This is a genomic window from Dysgonomonas sp. 520 (assembly GCF_010501095.1).
Lineage (GTDB): Bacteria > Bacteroidota > Bacteroidia > Bacteroidales > Dysgonomonadaceae > QVMP01.
Genome location: NZ_QVMP01000013.1, coordinates 93,415 through 110,790 on the forward strand (window position 1 = coordinate 93,415; position 17,376 = coordinate 110,790).

Annotated in this window: 12 protein-coding genes; 3 read left to right on the forward strand and 9 right to left on the reverse strand. The window is 39.0% G+C overall.

Annotation, left to right across the window (positions count from 1 at the left end; genetic code table 11):
- Nucleotides 1-70 precede the first annotated feature (70 nt).
- Nucleotides 71-334, forward strand: coding sequence for a type B 50S ribosomal protein L31 (locus tag D0T56_RS09555; RefSeq protein WP_163319920.1), 264 nt, complete (start codon nt 71-73; stop codon nt 332-334).
- Between the two features lie 161 nt (nt 335-495).
- Here the strand turns inward: D0T56_RS09555 and D0T56_RS09560 are convergent, their stop codons facing one another.
- Nucleotides 496-3,411, reverse strand: a complete 2,916-nt coding sequence (locus D0T56_RS09560) for an MBG domain-containing protein (RefSeq protein WP_163319921.1) — start codon at nt 3,409-3,411, stop codon at nt 496-498.
- A gap of 674 nt (nt 3,412-4,085) precedes the next feature.
- Between D0T56_RS09560 and D0T56_RS09565 the strand changes: the two genes are divergently transcribed.
- Nucleotides 4,086-5,642, forward strand: a complete 1,557-nt coding sequence (locus D0T56_RS09565; protein ID WP_163319922.1) for a calycin-like domain-containing protein — start codon at nt 4,086-4,088, stop codon at nt 5,640-5,642.
- Between the two features lie 259 nt (nt 5,643-5,901).
- Entirely contained in the window at nt 5,902-7,236 is a 1,335-nt protein-coding gene (locus D0T56_RS09570; RefSeq protein ID WP_163319923.1) for an NADP-specific glutamate dehydrogenase, read from the forward strand.
- 113 nt (nt 7,237-7,349) lie between these two features.
- Here the strand turns inward: D0T56_RS09570 and D0T56_RS09575 are convergent, their stop codons facing one another.
- The 8 genes from D0T56_RS09575 to D0T56_RS09610 all read right to left on the reverse strand — a co-directional run bounded on the left by D0T56_RS09575 (nt 7,350) and on the right by D0T56_RS09610 (nt 17,299).
- Nucleotides 7,350-8,255, reverse strand: a complete 906-nt coding sequence (locus D0T56_RS09575; protein WP_163319924.1) for a sugar phosphate nucleotidyltransferase — start codon at nt 8,253-8,255, stop codon at nt 7,350-7,352.
- Between the two features lie 128 nt (nt 8,256-8,383).
- Nucleotides 8,384-10,300, reverse strand: a complete 1,917-nt coding sequence (locus D0T56_RS09580) for a M1 family aminopeptidase (protein WP_163319925.1) — start codon at nt 10,298-10,300, stop codon at nt 8,384-8,386.
- A 60-nt stretch (nt 10,301-10,360) separates the two neighbouring features.
- The gene (locus D0T56_RS09585; protein ID WP_163319926.1) at nt 10,361-12,826 is read right to left on the reverse strand and encodes an endonuclease MutS2; all 2,466 of its coding nucleotides are present in this window, start codon (nt 12,824-12,826) and stop codon (nt 10,361-10,363) included.
- Between the two features lie 197 nt (nt 12,827-13,023).
- Nucleotides 13,024-13,275 carry a hypothetical protein gene (locus D0T56_RS16600; RefSeq protein WP_185153869.1) on the reverse strand — a complete coding sequence of 84 codons (252 nt, stop codon included), beginning with the start codon at nt 13,273-13,275 and terminating at the stop codon, nt 13,024-13,026.
- A 239-nt stretch (nt 13,276-13,514) separates the two neighbouring features.
- The gene (locus D0T56_RS09595) at nt 13,515-13,895 is read right to left on the reverse strand and encodes a hypothetical protein (protein WP_163319927.1); all 381 of its coding nucleotides are present in this window, start codon (nt 13,893-13,895) and stop codon (nt 13,515-13,517) included.
- Nucleotides 13,896-14,066: 171 nt separating this feature from the next.
- On the reverse strand, nt 14,067-15,110 hold the full coding sequence (locus D0T56_RS09600) for an endonuclease/exonuclease/phosphatase family protein (protein ID WP_163319928.1): 1,044 nt from the start codon (nt 15,108-15,110) through the stop codon (nt 14,067-14,069).
- Between the two features lie 11 nt (nt 15,111-15,121).
- The gene (locus D0T56_RS09605; protein WP_163319929.1) at nt 15,122-16,327 is read right to left on the reverse strand and encodes an L-serine ammonia-lyase; all 1,206 of its coding nucleotides are present in this window, start codon (nt 16,325-16,327) and stop codon (nt 15,122-15,124) included.
- Between the two features lie 6 nt (nt 16,328-16,333).
- Nucleotides 16,334-17,299, reverse strand: a complete 966-nt coding sequence (locus tag D0T56_RS09610) for a tetratricopeptide repeat protein (protein WP_163319956.1) — start codon at nt 17,297-17,299, stop codon at nt 16,334-16,336.
- Nucleotides 17,300-17,376: the final 77 nt, after the last annotated feature.

Here is a 17,376-nt window from a genome sequence, read left to right on the forward strand (position 1 = left end):
TATCAAAAAATGGTTTAACTTTGCAAACCGAAAATTGGATTGAAATAACTATAAAGATATAAATAAAGCAATGAAAAAAGGAATTCATCCGGAAAATTACCGTCAAGTGGTTTTCAAAGACATGTCTAACGATGATATGTTTATTTCTCGTTCAACCATCAACGCAAAAGATACAATCGAAATAGATGGTGTAACTTATCCACTTGTAAAACTTGAAATCACTAGTTCGTCTCACCCATTCTATACAGGTAAACAAAAACTAGTGGATACAGCAGGACGTGTTGACAAGTTCATGAACCGTTACGCAAAACGTATGCAGCAAACAAAGAAATAAGAATAAATCTTATTGTTGATAAATATTAGTAAAGGGATTTTCAATTGAAAATCCCTTTACTTTTTTGTGCACTTCATTATATGTCTAAATATTCTCAAACTAAAAACAGGGCGTGTCAAGAATTTTTGACACGCCCTGTTTTAACAATATAATAAGTTCCGTTATTTCAAAAGAATCTTAGCCACAACAGAACCAACCCTCACGATATATAAGTCGCCCCTGTTCAATCCTGAAATCTCAACATATTCATCATTGTATTGTCCAACCAGAGAACCTTGCATATCGTAGATATACACATTTTCAAGAGAACTGTTGCCTTCTATAAAGATTACTCCTTCTTTTGAATATACTGTTATTTCTTCTGCAGAATCCAGACCGATACCGCTCAGAGGCTCAACAGTTAGTTTTCCTTTTACCGGAACAATATTGTAATTAACTGCTTCTCCTCCAACAACCAGTATGTCATAATCACCTGACGGAGAATCTATTAAGGCAGTCGTCCTTGCTTCCGGCTTAGAAACGAACAAATCTTTGGTATCTTCATTCTCACCATTCTTAAACCCTGTATACGACAAGCTGAATACCGGATTATCTTCCTTTTCTTTACGTGCAGCATCTTGTGCAGTGACTGTCAATGGTGCTTTTGTAACGGTCAGTTTACCTTTACCTACAAACTCGTAATTATCTGCTTCACCGCCTGCAACAACAATGTCGTATTCACCAACATTGGATGTAGCAACAGCTTGGCAAGATACGGTTGGGGCGGTTTTCACCACACTTTCTTGGTCAGAACCAACAAAGCCTTCATAAGAATCAAAAACAAGTTCCGGATTTGCCTCTCCATATTCACGAGACACATTTTTATAATTTACTGTCAATGGCGCTTTACCCACCTCGAACAGAACAATAGCTTCTCCCGCAAAATAGGTAGCCGTTTCTTGAGTATAGGCTTTTATTTTGCCTTCGCCGGGTTTCTTTATCGTAACTTCGCCCGTAGAGGAATTAACAGAAGCAACCGCAGTTGACTGTGTTGTATATTGCACTTTTATTTCCGGCTCCCCGTCCAAAACTTTAGCCACCACATTCAACGGAAATGCAGCATCACCATATTTTTTTCCTACAACAGGCTCATAATCTAAAGTAATTTGTTTTTTCACCACCACTGCAGCATCATCCGGCAGCTTGCTATTTAGTTTGTAGTTTTCAAACTCAGTCACAGGGAAAGTCATGGTGACAGGAAACTCGGAACCTTCGGGTGCATTTTCAACTATCGCACACGAAACTATAGGTAAATTAGTACCTATAATATCCTCCCCTTTTTCCGAGTACTTCATATTAGAATATGAAAGCGTAAATTCGCCCGGCACATGACCTGCAGGAACACCAACTTTATGATATTTTACATCGGTGGAATTCGAATCAAATTTTACCTTATTGTAAGTAACATATACATCCAATGTTGTTTTTGTAATTTTAAATTTCTGATCGGGCAGATATGTAAATGTATAGTTTTTAGCTTGAGCTGCCGACAAAGTAGCAGGTCTTGTTTCTCCAACAACTTCCGCAGTTTTACTAGCCGCAGCTGTTACAGAGACAGCCTTAGTGAGCACATCTGAGGTTTCTCCATTCTTAAAGCCATCAAATACAAGAGCATAATCACACTTTCCATTTGTTTTGTTAGATGCTGATACAGTAACACCACGTTCAACCCATGCTCCGTCTGCCAACGAAACCTTAACCGTAGCCTTGTTTACCGTAACAGTTAAAGGCTCCGAAACAGCCAAAGAAAAACCTTCCGTATCGGCTTGTTTTGCTATGATTGTTGATGTACCAATTCCGTTTATTTTCAGCTTCCCACTTACTGCGTCAACCGATATAACTCTGTCATTCATCGATTCGTAGATAAATGGTTCGGTGCTATTTGAAGTAAATCCAAAATCTGTGATTTCATCACCATATGCAAAAGTTGGAGCTTCGGCAGGCAAAGCTATTGCCACTTTTTCTCCTTTAAATATTATCTTATAAACATAAGTACTTTGCCCCGATGTGTTAGAACATGTAACCGTAATCTTTTTAACAAGGCTTACCCCTGCAACCTCCGATTCATTTTCAATTTGCACATTCGTAAAATCTGTGCTTCCATAAGCCGTCGCAACCAATTCCTTGTCTCTATCGGCATAAGACAATTGATATTCGAAAATATCCTCATTAAAACCTTTCAACGCTTCACCTGCCAAGGTTAATGATTTCAGTTTCGCATTATATACATAATGTACATCATCTGCCCATAAGGTATTTCCATTTTTTATAACACTTCGATCCCAATAGTTTGCAGATGATAAAATGATATTCATTTTTTCAGGAGTTTCATCACTTTTATATTCAACAGGAAGCGAAATCCGAGTCCAGTCTGCCAATACACCTTCAATATTATATTCAGCCTTACCAATCAGCTCGGCATTTCCGCTATCGGGCGTTTTCTTACCCAAAATACAAAGGTCTTGATCTTCAACCACCGCCGTTTCTTCAGACGAAAGTCCTCCTCCCGGATTGGTTCTTACAGTAGACTTAGGAGTTCCCTTCCACATATAAGCCAACAGGAGGGCATTTTCAGCACCTTCCGAACCGATAGTTCTTTTGTAATAACCCACCAAAGAGTCGGGACGTTGTGTATATTGAACTCCACCCACAGTTCCCCCGTCACAAGAAGGAATATCCATTACTGCAAATACCCATGGAGTACCCAAACTTATGTATGCAGGTGCATTAGAACCCGCAACGTTTGGTATACCTACAAATTTATTTTCCATTTTAACGGAAAAGCCATCTCCACCCAGTCTATTAGCATCCTGTGTTACGAGAGTTTCTTTTTTCTCCAAGAATACTTTCTGATTCACATTCGAGGCTTCCCAGCCGACAGGCTGCGTCCCCGGCCTCAAAAATTTTCCGGGAATAGCTCCATTACCTTTTATGTCTTCTACCCAAGGAAAATCAAAATCGCCCCGTATATTTTGGGCATCAATCCCCCCTAAGCACATCATTCCAGACAATAATACCAGAGTAAATAGTTTTCTCATTTTCAATAAATTATAATTAGTTGTTAAAATTACGAACAAAGAATAGTAACCGACTTTACCTAACAAAACAATACCTTCTTCATATTTTATGCGAATCAATATTTGGATTTACTATAACAAAAATGTTTTTTTACATTAAGCAAACCGCAAAGACATAAAAAACCGCAAAGTTTTTCATTTTGTCATTGAGTCGCCTTCGCTCCTCGAATGTTGTTTCTGAACGAAAAGAAGGATCTGTTTTACAGATGCTTCGCGTTGCTCAGCATGACAATTTTTCGGGCAGAATAAAAGAACGTTTTTGTTAACTACTGATTCATTTTATTTAATTTTTTCTACTATCCGCAGGGTACAAATATAAATCATAAACTTTTTAAGACAAAAAAGCAAATCGAAACATTTTTAATATTTCACAAAAATCAGAAACTAATCTTATATAATTTTACACATCAAGTGAATATTTTTGAATTTTTGATAAAATTCAGTTCAAAATGTTAATCAATAAATATTCCGACTACTAATTTGACACAAATTGAATCAATAAATATTTTTTATCACAAATTTCCGTACTTTTGTAATGAAATAGCAAAAAAGATTGTGACCCAACTCCGGTCAAAAAAAATAACAACGATTGTGTACTTAACTCTTTGAGAAATTAAATTTTAACCTAACCATATATGAATAAAAAATTTACATCAAAAATAATGACTTTGTCATTAATCTGTTTGTGTAGCTTTGGCCTGTCGGCAAATGCACTGGGCAAAGGATATACACATTCAATAAAAAATGTATCTACAACCAACAGTTTGTCTGAAATAGCAGGAATTTATGCCGGCTCTCTGCAAGTTGACCTAGCCGAACAAAATGGTGAAGTAATAACATTTCCCAATCAATTGTTAATAACCGAGAATGGTGGAGATGAAATAGGATTGTTGTTGAAAGACTTCGATTTTGGAGGACTGCCATTGGGTGATATTGCTGTTGAAAACATTCCTGTTTCCGAATCGAACGGAGAATATCAATTTGAAAGTGAAAAGGTAAACCTCTCTCTCGCTATAGGTGACGCAGAGGTAAAGGCAAGTGGAACTATAAAAGACAACATAGCCAATGTAACCATTGATGTTCATGCTGCATCTATTGATATTCCTGTCAAATTCACAGGAAAAGTTGTAGTAGATGGACTTCGCCTAAATGATATAAAGCTGAATGGTGTATCCGTATCAGAGGAAACTTTCGACCCGGATGTGTTTCACTATTCACTTGAAGAAATATCAGGATCGGATGTTTTAACATACGAAAAAGCAGACGCCTCATCCAAAGTAGATATTCTGCTGGATGGCAAGTGGATATATTTGTACGTTACCGATGGACTAAAGAGCAATTGCTATGCCATAGCACATGAAATGAACACCACAGATTTTGTCGATGTCCCCATCAATAAAATAACATTAGGACAGAATGTTGATGGAAACCTTACACTGACCAACGGAGCGGAAATTAGTTCTAACGGAACCGTAACAATAGCAGGTACAATAACTTACAACAAAACTATCGACGGCTCCGCATGGAATGTTGTAGGATTGCCTTATACACCAATTGTGAAAGCGGTGAAAGCAGATGGAACAAGAGTGGATGCTGACGCTTATTGGTACACTTACGATAATGACGCAAAACAAAAAGAACTTAGTGCTCCTGCCGATGCTATGATCATGAAGTTAAAATCAAACACGGATGCTACTTCTCTCGATTTGATTTCGCCAAATAATTCAAGAATCGCATTAGGACAACAAGAAGTTATATCCGGATATACTGTTTTAGCTAATAATTCCTTGGTGTCTAAAGCCCTAAGTTCTCTAGCACCTGTTATTCCGGCATCGCCTAACGAAGGAGTCTATTATATCTTTAATGGAACAGAATTTATTAAAGCTAACGGTGATACAAAAATAGCACCTGCCACAATGTTCATCGCTTATGCCGGAGCAACACCAGCTGCAACAATAGCCGTACCAAATACCGATAGTGGTATTGATAATCCAAACAATGACGGACAAAGCGTTTATGCTGCTGAAAATACAGTTTACGTTAAAGGTTTTAGCGGCATAGTTCAAATATATACACTGAATGGTAACTTATACACGAATGTAAATGCTACCGGAAACGATTCGTTCGAATTACCGAGAGGCACATACATCGTTCAAACAGGAAGTAGAGCTACTTTGATTATGATTAAATAATCTATCTTCAACTTATTATGAAAAGAGTCGGGAATTACTTCCGACTCTTTTTTTGCCACAATCTCTCTAATAAAAGGATTTGCTTTCCTGCTTTTATGCGAATTATTGATATTTTTTTTTCATTTTTCTGATAATAAATTAAAAAAAAGATTTAAAAACAATCAAAATGTCAATTTTTTAATTACATTTGTAACTCCAATCAGGAAAACCCTGTTTATAATTTATCAAATCATCATATTTTTAATTTATCGAACCATCTATGAAGACTGAAGAAGTATTAGCAAATCTGAAACGTAGATTTCCAAATGAACCTGAATATCATCAGGCAGTGCACGAAGTATTAGAATCGATCGAAGAGGTTTACAATCAACATCCTGAATTCGACAAAGCCAACCTGATCGAAAGACTATGTATTCCGGATCGTATATTTTCTTTCCGTGTGACATGGACAGACGATAGTGGAAAAGTTCACACCAACATGGGATACAGGGTACAACATTGTAACGCGATTGGCCCATACAAAGGAGGACTTCGTTTCCATGCTTCATTGAATCCGTCTATTTTGAAATTCCTTGCCTTTGAGCAAACATTCAAAAACTCACTCACCACACTACCTATGGGTGGCGGTAAAGGAGGTTCGGACTTCAACCCAAAAGGAAAATCAAACAACGAAATCATGCGCTTCTGCCAAGCATTCCTTTTAGAATTGTGGAAGCATATTGGTCCTGACACAGACGTTCCGGCAGGAGACATCGGCGTAGGTGGGCGTGAAGTTGGTTATATGTTCGGAATGTATAAAAAACTAGCGAAAGAATTTACAGGAACATTTACCGGTAAAGGTATCTCTTTCGGAGGATCACTTATCCGTCCCGAAGCAACAGGTTATGGAAATGTATATTTCTTACTTGAAATGTTGAAAACTAAAAACATCGACATCAAAGGTAAAAAATGCCTTGTATCAGGTTCAGGAAACGTTGCCCAATACACTTGCGAAAAGTTGATAGAACTAGGTGCTATACCTGTAACTCTTTCCGATTCTGACGGATACATCTACGATCCTGACGGAATAACAAAAGAAAAATTGGAATACGTGAAAGAGTTGAAAGAACTTTACAGAGGACGTATAAAAGAATATGCCGAAGAATACGGCTGCAAATATGTACCTAATGCCCGTCCTTGGGGCGAGAAAGGCGATATAGCACTACCATCCGCAACCCAGAATGAATTGAACGGAGAGGATGCTCAAAAACTAGTAGCAAATGGCATTATTGCCGTTTCGGAAGGTGCAAACATGCCATCAACTCCTGAAGCAATAGAAACATTCCAGAAAGCAAAAATTCTTTATGCTCCCGGAAAAGCAGCAAACGCAGGAGGAGTATCGGTTTCCGGTCTTGAAATGACTCAAAACTCAGAACGCTTGAGCTGGTCGGAAGAAGAAGTTGACAGCAAATTGAAGTGGATTATGGCAAATATCCACGAAAACTGCGTGAAATACGGAACTGAACCGGATGGATATGTTAACTACGTGAAAGGTGCTAACATTGCAGGTTTCATGAAAGTTGCAAAAGCGATCATGGCTCAGGGAGTTGTATAATTTATCTCTCAACCATTAAAAAAGGAAGAACAGGGTGCTGTTCTTCCTTTTTTTTATTTGAGGTTTGTCGTACTAAAATTCGCAGTTGAATTCGTTGGACTACTTTTTATATTTTACTTCCAAAGAGGAGTAGGGTATGCCCCTTCGTCAACAAGTGCCTGAAGTTTAGCTACAACAGAGTCACGATCTTCGGCATAAGTCACGCCAAACCATTTGGCAGAAGTATCAAGGACCTTAACGTCAGCTGTTTTGTTAGCAATTAGATGATCGACCATAAGAGGAATGAAATATTCTGCTTTCAGGTTATCTTGGTTTAGTTCGAGGAACTTGATGAAGTATTCTTCCGAATATTTGAAATAGTCGGGAGTGAATCCCCACATATTCATCGAAACAGGTGCGTTTTCGGGCAATTCGAACCAATAGTTTTCGGCATCTTTGTATTGTATAACACCATCTTTACGTTCGATGTGAGTGCGTTCAACAACGCTTTTCAAGAAATCGTTGTCGTCTGTTTCACAAACACCACGAGCAACCGCACCACTTTCCGAAAGAGTGTTCTGCAAGCGGTATCCAACCATGCAATAATGGTTTTTGCTGCCTTCCAATCCTTTAAGAAAGTCTGCTAGCTTCTGAAATGCGTCACGTCCGTAGAAGTCGTCGGCATTGATAACTGCAAATGGCTCATTGATAACGTCTTTTCCCATAAGTACGGCATGATTCGTTCCCCAAGGTTTAACACGTTCGGGGTGTACGGTAAAGCCTTCGGGCAGGTCGGTCAGTTCTTGAAATACGATTTCAACTTCTATATGGTTCACATATTTGGATGCGATTTTCTCAAGAAAGTCTTTTTCAAATGTTTTACGGATAACAAACACAAGTTTGCCGAATCCACTTTCAATAGCATCATAAATGGAATAATCCATAATGGTTTCACCATTTGGACCCAGACCGTCCAATTGTTTAAGGCCTCCGTAGCGGCTTCCCATTCCTGCTGCGAGAACAAATAAAGTTGGTTTCATAAATAAATAAAACTTTTTATATTGATTAATTAGTTAGAGTATGCTTAGCTATTCTGTCAATCAGATTGGCAAAGCATTACAAAAGTACTAAAATGTTAACTTACTCGGAAATATGAAACTGTTTTATTTTATAATTTCAATACTTTAAAGGCTATATTGTTGTTGTTTGCCATTCTGACTTTTAATATATAGCTTCCTTGCGGTAACGGCACGATGTTCAGGCTCGTGCTGATATTGTTGATGCTTGATGTCGAGATTAATAGTTTGCCCGACAGGTCGTATATCGAGGCGCTTTCGATGGGCGAGGATGCGGTGAGGTTGATATAGTCTCTTGCGGGGTTAGGATAGACGGACAATTCGTTATAACCCGTAAGATTTATATTGCCTATGTGTATGGCTTCGATAGAGGCAATTATGTCATGCGTAGGGTTGAATTTGATCTCTTTTATGGTGAAAGGTATATCGGTTTCGAAGCTCTGGTTGTTTTCAGTCAGGTCAAAATGTTTTGTTATGGTTTCGCTATTTGAGCCGAAAAATTGGATGCTGAATGGCGTTTCAAAAAAATCAACGGAGTTGTGTGTTGTCTTTTGATTTATTTTTACGACAGTTTTACCCGATAATTGCTGGTTCACTTGGATGTCGAACAACGGGTAGCCTTCGCCATAAACCCAGTCGTTGAAAAACTCGTCGAGATCGGCACCTGATGAATTTTGCAGGCACGTTTTCAGGTCTTCTGTTGTTGCAAATCCGTACGCAAGTTCGGGTGAGTTCAGATAATTCTTTATGCCGGAATAAAATGCTTCATCGCCCAGCTTTTTTCTGAGCATGTGAACAACCATCGAAGCTTTCGTGTAGGATAGGTTGCTGTCGAATGTCCTATCCTCGTCTTCGGGCATCGGGTTATATACCGAACCTTCTTTGCAATTGCCGATTATTCCGTTTATGCTGCGTCCCTTCCAATCGGTGAAATCTTCTTCGCCCAGCAAATGTTCGTAAAACAAACCTTCGCCGTAAGTTGCAAAACCCTCATTCAGCCAAATATCGTTCCATGTGGCGCAGGTCACCTTATCGCCAAACCATTGGTGCATCAGCTCGTGATTGATGAGTCCTTGACTGAAATTTTTCATAAAACTGATTGTCGCATGCTCCATACCTCCGCTCCACAACCATTGAGCATGTCCATATTTTTCATTTTTGTAAGGGTAATCTCCAAACAGGTTGTTAAACAGTTGAATGACAGTCGGAACATTGTCGAGTGTTGCTTTGGCAGATTCAAGACTTTCGGGGTAAACATAGTTTATTATCGGCATTTCGGTGTCACCTATCGTAGCGTAGTTGGTGTATACCTCATAATTTGTGACTGATATTCCTACCAGATAGGGTGTTATGGGGTATTGATGTTGCCATAATGTGGTGGTAGTGCCATCGTTGTTTACTGTTTCCGAGATCAGTTTTCCGTTTGCAGCGGCTTTAAATTCGGATGGGTGGGTGATATGTATTTCTATTTCGTCTGCTTTATCGCTCAAATTGTCTCGGCAAACCCACCAACCGGACGAAGCTGAGGGTTCAGCTTTTGTATACGCATTGGGTATGCCGTTGTGAAACTTTATGTTATATGCTTCGGAGTCGCTTTCTTTTCCCGAAAAAGAAACGGAAACTTCTCCTTTTTCTCCTTTCTTAATTGTTGTCGGTAGATTGATAATGAGTTTTTGTCCTTCCCTGAAAGAAGTAGTCAGGGGTTGGTCAAAATAATAGATTGCGCCTATGTCGAGGTTTTCTTGCGCATCAAGGGTTATTTTATCAATATCGTCAAGTGCTGTGAGCAGAACGGTAGAAGTTCCCGAAAAGCTGTCCGACAATGGGTTAGCGTTTATTTTCAGTACATATTTTGTTATGTCGAAATCGGTTGGAGGCGTTTTCTCAGCTATGTGCGCATTCCTTGACTTGACGGATTTGCGCATGCAATTGGCATGTACATGAATCTCTTGTGTGTATGTATAGATACACATAAAGAGAATGGCGGTCAGCAGAAAAACTCTTTTCATAACAAATTTGTTTTTAGATGCTTCGTTTCATTCAGCATGACAAACTCAAATGTAGGCAATTTATTCCAAATCTACCACTGTTATGCCTGCGCCTCCCAATTGAACATGTTCGTCTTGAAATTTTCTGACACCGAGAACCGTCTTCAGATAATCCCTGATGATTTGACGCAATGCCCCCGTACCCGTCCCGTGAAGGATGCGTACGCGTGAAGCTCCAACCTGTATCGAGTCGTCTATGAAGTACATGACAGCTTGCAGGGCTTCGTCTCCGCGCATGCCACGAACATCAATTTCTTGTTTAAAATTGAGTTTCTTTTCAGACATCTGGTCGCTTGTTTGGCTGCTTACGAATGTCGATTTCTGGTGTTCCCGCTTTATCTGATTTTTACTAACTTTTTCCAGAGCATCCAGTTTGGATGTCGATCTTATCATTCCGAATGCAATAACAGCATTCTTTCCTTGTATTTCAATTATCTGTCCAACAGATGTTTGCCCTTTCAGGCGAACGTTGTCACCAATCGATATGGTTTCAGAAATTTTTTCGGACGAAGGTTTTTCTTTTTGTTTCTTCTTCTTTTCCCTTTCCTTGAGTTTCTGTATTTTACGGCTTATTTTATCGTCGGTTTCGTTATTCTCGCTCGAAAGATTTTCTTTGAATTGGGATAGAGACAGCCGGGCTTCTTTTGTTTTTTCTTTCTCGGCCTGAGCTTCCTTTATCGTTCTTATTGTGTTCTCTATCTTGGCATTAGCTTCTGATAGAATGTTTTCGGCGTCGGCTTTGGCTTTACGGATAATTTCTTTGCGTTGTTTTTCCACATCCAGAAGGTCGGACTCGTAGGTAGAGGCAACCTCTTCCAATCGTTTTTCTTTTTGGCGGATATTCTGGCGTTTTTGCTCCCAATATCGTTTATCTCTGACAATATCTTGGAGATACTTGTCCATATTGATGTAATCGCTGCCAACTATTTCGGAGGCATCGGCGATAACATCTTCCGGAAGTCCTATTTTACGGGCAATTTCGATGGCGAATGAGCTGCCCGGATTGCCTATCGACAAGGTGAATAATGGTTGCATCTGATGCCTGTCGTAAAGCATCGCCCCGTTTACAACGCCTTTATTTTCATTCGCAAAATGCTTCAAGTTCTGATAGTGGGTGGTAATGACCCCGAAAGCACCTCTTTCGTTGAACCTTTTTAATAGAGATTCTGCTATTGCGCCACCAATCTGGGGTTCCGTTCCTCCTCCAAATTCGTCAATCAGTAAAATGCTCTTGGCGTTACAGTTACGTACAAAAAATTTCATATTTGTAAGGTGTGAACTGTAAGTACTCAAGTCGTTTTCTATGGATTGTTCGTCTCCGATATCAATGAAGATATTATCGAAAATTCCCACTTTCGAACTTTCGTCCAGAGGTATCGGCAAACCGCATTGTATCATATATTGTAAAAGTCCTACTGTTTTGAGGCATACGGACTTACCACCTGCATTTGGTCCCGATATTATAAGGATTCGGTTTTCATCGTCCAACCAGATGTCAAGGGGAACAATAGGTTTATTTTGCCGTTTATGCGATAAATAGAGTAGGGGGTGTTTTGCTCTGTTCCAGCCGATTTGTTGTTTGTCTTCCATCGGTGGTTTTATTGCATTGATATCCAGAGAAAAACGAGCTTTCGACCGAATGAAATCTATCCAAGCCAGAAACTCGTATGACTCGATGATATCGGGAGCCACGGGGCGAACCGTGTCGGTGAAAGAAATAAGGATTTTCACTATTTCCCTCCGTTCATCGTTTTCCAACTCTCTGATTTTGTTATTCGCTTCAACCACTTCCGCCGGTTCAATGAAGACCGTTTTTCCGGAGGCCGATTCGTCGTGTACGATGCCTTTCAACTTCCGTTTAAATGCCGGGGCAACGGGTATTACCAATCGTCCGTCTCTCATGGTTGGGGCGACGTCTTTGTCTACCAAGCCTTCCGATTGTGCAGATCGGAGTATGGCGTTCAGGCTTTTGGATATGCTGTTTGTGGTTTGGGCTATTTCCTTTCTTATTTTGTTCAATTCGGGTGAAGCATTGTCTTTTATGCGGCCGAATTTGTCCAGAATGTTGTCAATTTTTGTTAGCAATTGAGGAAATATAACGACATCTCCCGCCAATTCCTGCAAGTATGGGTATGGCGAATTTTCTTCTTCCTCTTTTCTTAGAAAGCTAACTATGTCTTTTATCGTTTGAAGAGATCGGCGAAGGTCGAAAAGAACCACTTCGTCCAGCCAGGTTCCTTCAATCCGGATGTTTTTTAATGCCTGTCGCACATCAAAAAAATTGCCAATCGGGAAATCTTCTTCCTCTTGTATTATGCGGATAAATTCTTCTGTCTGATGTAGTTGTCTCTGTATGTGATCGTAATTGGACGAAAAACTCATATCTTCGGTTTTTTCGACACCGAGACTGCTGAGACATTTTTCCGCTATATATTGTCGGATTTTATCAAATCCTATCTTTTGTTCAAAATTATCGGGATAAATCACTTTTTTGTAATGTTCTTTTTATTGTGATGACAAAGATAATAAAGCTATGTGAATAATGCGAATAGGTCTTAAATTTGGAGAACTGTAAAGATGCGAAGATTGCGAAACTTTAAAGAAAAAAAATGGGTGGTGGAGTATAAACGAAAAAAGTAACCTATTATGTAGGTTACTTTTATAAATTTTAAAGGCTGAGTTACTTATTCAGCTTTTGGAGCTTCTTCTTTAGCAGCGTCAGCAGCAGGAGCTTCTTCAGTTGCAGGAGCTTCTTCTTTAGCAGCGTCAGCGTCAGCAGCAGTTTCTTCAGTTGCAGGAGCTTCTACTTCAGGAGTAGTAGCTGAAGTTGCAGCAGAATCACCACCTTGAGTAGCGTCAGTTTTTTTACCACCATCACATGCTACGAAAGAGAATGAAGCAGCAGCTAAAACAAGTAACATTGAAATCTTTTTCATTTTTCCTAAAATTTATAAAATGATTAATAAATATGCTTATTCCATGCAAAGTTAATCCATTCACGGAAATTAAATGCAAAAAGACAATATTTTTTTCTAATAAACAAGAAAAAGAGAATATTTTTATCTGTTATGGTTTCAGAAACTCTTTTTTTGACAAAAAATTAACGAAATTCATAAAAACAAAAAAAGTAACCTACATGAAGTAAGTTACTTTTTTAAATTTGTTTAGCTACAAATTATTTAACAGCACCTGCCATTTTTTGAGCAGCTTCTGCCATTTTTTGAGCTACCTCAGTATATTTCTTTTGTTGCTCTTCTGTTAGAGTTGTAGGATCAACTTTAGCTAGTTCTGGAGTAAGTTTAGCTACTTCTTCAGCCAATTTAGTGTATTCAGCAGAAGTGAAGTCACCTTTTTCGATCAAAGGAAGCATTTGCTCAGCTAGAGAAATGTATTTGTCGATTGCGTTATCAGAAGCAGCAGTTGTACCTTCAGTTGCAGGAGCTTCAGTTTTAGCAGAATCACCACCTTGAGCAGCGTCAGTTTTCTTACCACCATCACAAGCTACGAATGAGAAAGTCATTGCTGCAGCCAAAAGAAACATTGAAATTTTTTTCATTTTGATTTAATTTTATGAAATGATTAATAAAATATGCTTGTAAATTTTATGTATTCTCTATTCTTTCGAATTTAAAGTACAAAAAGACAATATTTTTTTTAAATAACCAAAAAAAAAGATAACTTTTTATTCACATTTCATAGGAATACGTAAAAAAAGTGTTTTTTGTTGCTATTTGAGGTAAATTATAGTGGGAAAGTGATCACTGTAACCATTTAAAAATGTGTTTCCTGAAAATGTACGCAGGGGATGCCCTTTATATTGCCCGCTTTGTTGGAAGAGGAAATCTTTATTGAATATTTCCGCTTCCTGAAATTTCAATCCTGCTTGTTTGTTGCCGGTTAAACTTTCGGAAACGATAATCTGGTCGAATAAGTCCCAGGTGTTTCTGTAACGGGCGCTGCCCAATCCTTCGGCGTATAAGTTCCACATTGTATTATATAGACCTCCTTTTTTCACATCTTTTTGATGTTGTTTTGCTTTTAATATTGTCCGGCAACTGGTGTTGGTGGGGTTGTCGTTCAGGTCGCCCATGATAATGATTTTGGCGTTATTGTTTGTCCTGTATATCGAATCGCTTATGCTTTTACACTGTTTTGCGGCGTGAATCCTGAGTTCTTCGCTGTTCTCACCTCTCCTCGAAGGCCAGTGATTGACAAGTATGTGGAAGGCTTCGCCGTTCATTGTTCCGTTCACTAATAATATGTCCCTCGTATTGTATCGGGTGTTTGACGGATACGAGAATTTGTGCCGTTCGGAAGATATCACCTTGAATAGCTTGGGATTGTATAAGAAACCCACGTCAATACCTCGAGGGTCGGGTGAGTCGTAGTGTACAATCTGATAATTGATGGTGGCGATGTTGGAGTGATTGGCCAGGTCTTGCAAAACTTTCTTGTTTTCTACTTCGGCAACTCCTACTATCGCTGCTCCTTCGGCGCATTTATCTTTCCCCAGCAAACTGATTACGTAAGAAAGATTATCCAATTTCTTGTTGTATTTTTCTTTATCCCATTGCTTTGCCGATTGGGGAGTGTATTCGCTATCGTTTATGCTCGTGTCACGTTCTGTGTCGAATAGGTTTTCCAGATTATAAAACGCTATGGCATAGGTTTTATCGTTATTGTTTTCCGTGTTTTGTGCAGTTGTATTTTGCGGTTGGTTGCATCCCCACAAAAGCAGAGATAAAGTGATGATTATTAGTTTGTCTTTCATATTTGAACTTGTTAATTTTTCTTTTTCATGTAGAGTGCTAGTCCGCCGCTGGATGTTTCTCTGTATAGGCTTGGCAAATCGTGACCGGTTTGCTGCATTGTTTGCACTACTTTGTCGAAACTAACCAAGTGTTTTCCGTCCGAAAGCATGGCAAATGAGCATGAGTCTAAAGCTCTGACGGCAGCAAAGGCATTGCGCTCGATGCAAGGCACTTGAACCAATCCGCAAACAGGATCGCACGTCAATCCCAAGTGGTGTTCCAATCCCATTTCGGCGGCATATTCGATCTGGGCGGGAGAACCTCCGAACAATTGATTTCCGGCGGCGGATGCCATGGCACAGGCAACGCCTATTTCGCCCTGACACCCGACTTCTGCTCCTGATATGGAGGCGTTTGTCTTTACGATGTTTCCAATTAATCCGGCTGTGGCAAGGGCACGTATTATTTTTGTTTCGCTGAATGCGTGGGTACTGTTGTGAAGATGGTAGAGGACGGCGGGCAATGTTCCGCACGAACCACATGTGGGGGCGGTGACTATCTTGCCTCCTGCCGCGTTTTCTTCCGATGTGGCTAGGGCATAAGAAAATACGAGCGCACGGCTTCGCATCGAGCCTTGATAGCCTTTGCCTTTCACATAATATGATGATGCTTTTCTCTGCAATCCTAATCCTCCGGGCAAAATGCCTTCTTCCTCAAGGCCTTTTTCTATGGCGGCCTTCATCACGTTCCACACCTCTTTCAGGTAGTCGAAAATTTCCACTCCTTCGTTGTCTATAACGTATTCCCAGAATGTTTTTCCTGTTTGTTGACACCATTCCAATATTTCGGACATGGTAGATTTATCATAAATTTGGGTGGATGTAGATTTTGTATTTTCATCGGCTAGGTTTCCTCCTCCGATGCTGTATATTGTCCAACTGTTTAGGGTCTGGTTGTTTTCATCCAGTGCATGGAAGATCATTCCGTTTGGATGAAAAGGCAGTTCGATTTCGGGTTTCCAAACTATTTTTACTGTTTTGGGCGAAAATTCTTGCTCAATGGCAACATCAGTCATGTGACCTACACCTGTTGCGGCGAGGCTTCCATAAAGTTCTACCTGAAACGATGTTGCATCCGGATTTCTTTCTTTAAATATCCGGGCAGCATTTCTTGGTCCCATTGTGTGACTGCTGGATGGCCCGTAGCCTATTTTGTATATCTGTCTGATTGATTCCATATTATTTTATTTTAATAGAAATTCGGAATAATGCGGATTTATCTCTTTTGCTCTGAAATAGTCGTCATTTGCTTTTTCTATTTTTCCTAATTTCATATACATATTACCTCTGTTATATAAAAATATATATGATTTAGGAAATTGAGCAATCAACTTTGTAAGAAGTTGCGAAGCTTTTAAATAATCTTCTTCTGCTTTTTCTTTATTTCCTAATATTTCGTATGCCTTTCCACGGGATCTATAACTGAAATTCAAATAAATGGAATTTTCTATATTATTTGTTGCCACGTCGATCAATTTTCTGCAAGTATTGAATAATTCGGTCTGTTCTCCTTTTTTATATAAAATATCAACCTTCATATCTAAACAATAAATATACTGAGCATCTATATCCAATGCCCTATTTGTGAAATATAATGCACTGTCCAGGTCTTTTTTATACCAATATACACTAGCCATATTATTAAAGTTGTCTACTTCAGGTTTATTCCCGATTATTGCATTTCTCAAATCATCTAATGCATTATCAAATTGTTGGTTGTTTATATATACTGTGGATCTGTTATTATATGCGGTGCTATTTTTGCTATTAAAGGATAAAGCCTCCTTGAAATCAGCAAGAGCAAGACTGTCGTATCCTAGAGTTGCATAAACTCCTCCCCGGTTTGCGTGAGTTACGCCTGACTTGGGATTAATTTCCAATACTTTTGTAAAATTATCTATTGAATTTTGAAATTGATCCAGGTAGTAAAAGACAATTGCACTATAATGGTATGCATTGGGTATTTCGGGATATTTGGAGATGAAAGCAGAACTATTCTTTATAAGATCATTGTATTTTTTGTTTTGCAAATCTGCTTGTGCTTGTTTTATATATTTGATTCTGATTTGCTTTAATTCTTCTTCTGAAGTATTTTGTGAATTGCCTGGTATGGGAAGGAGCAAGAAAATGATTGCGTATATGTATTTCATCAACAGATTATATTTATAAGATTAATATGACCATAACAAAGGAAAGCAATTTCTCAGACAAAACAAATCTTCAAACT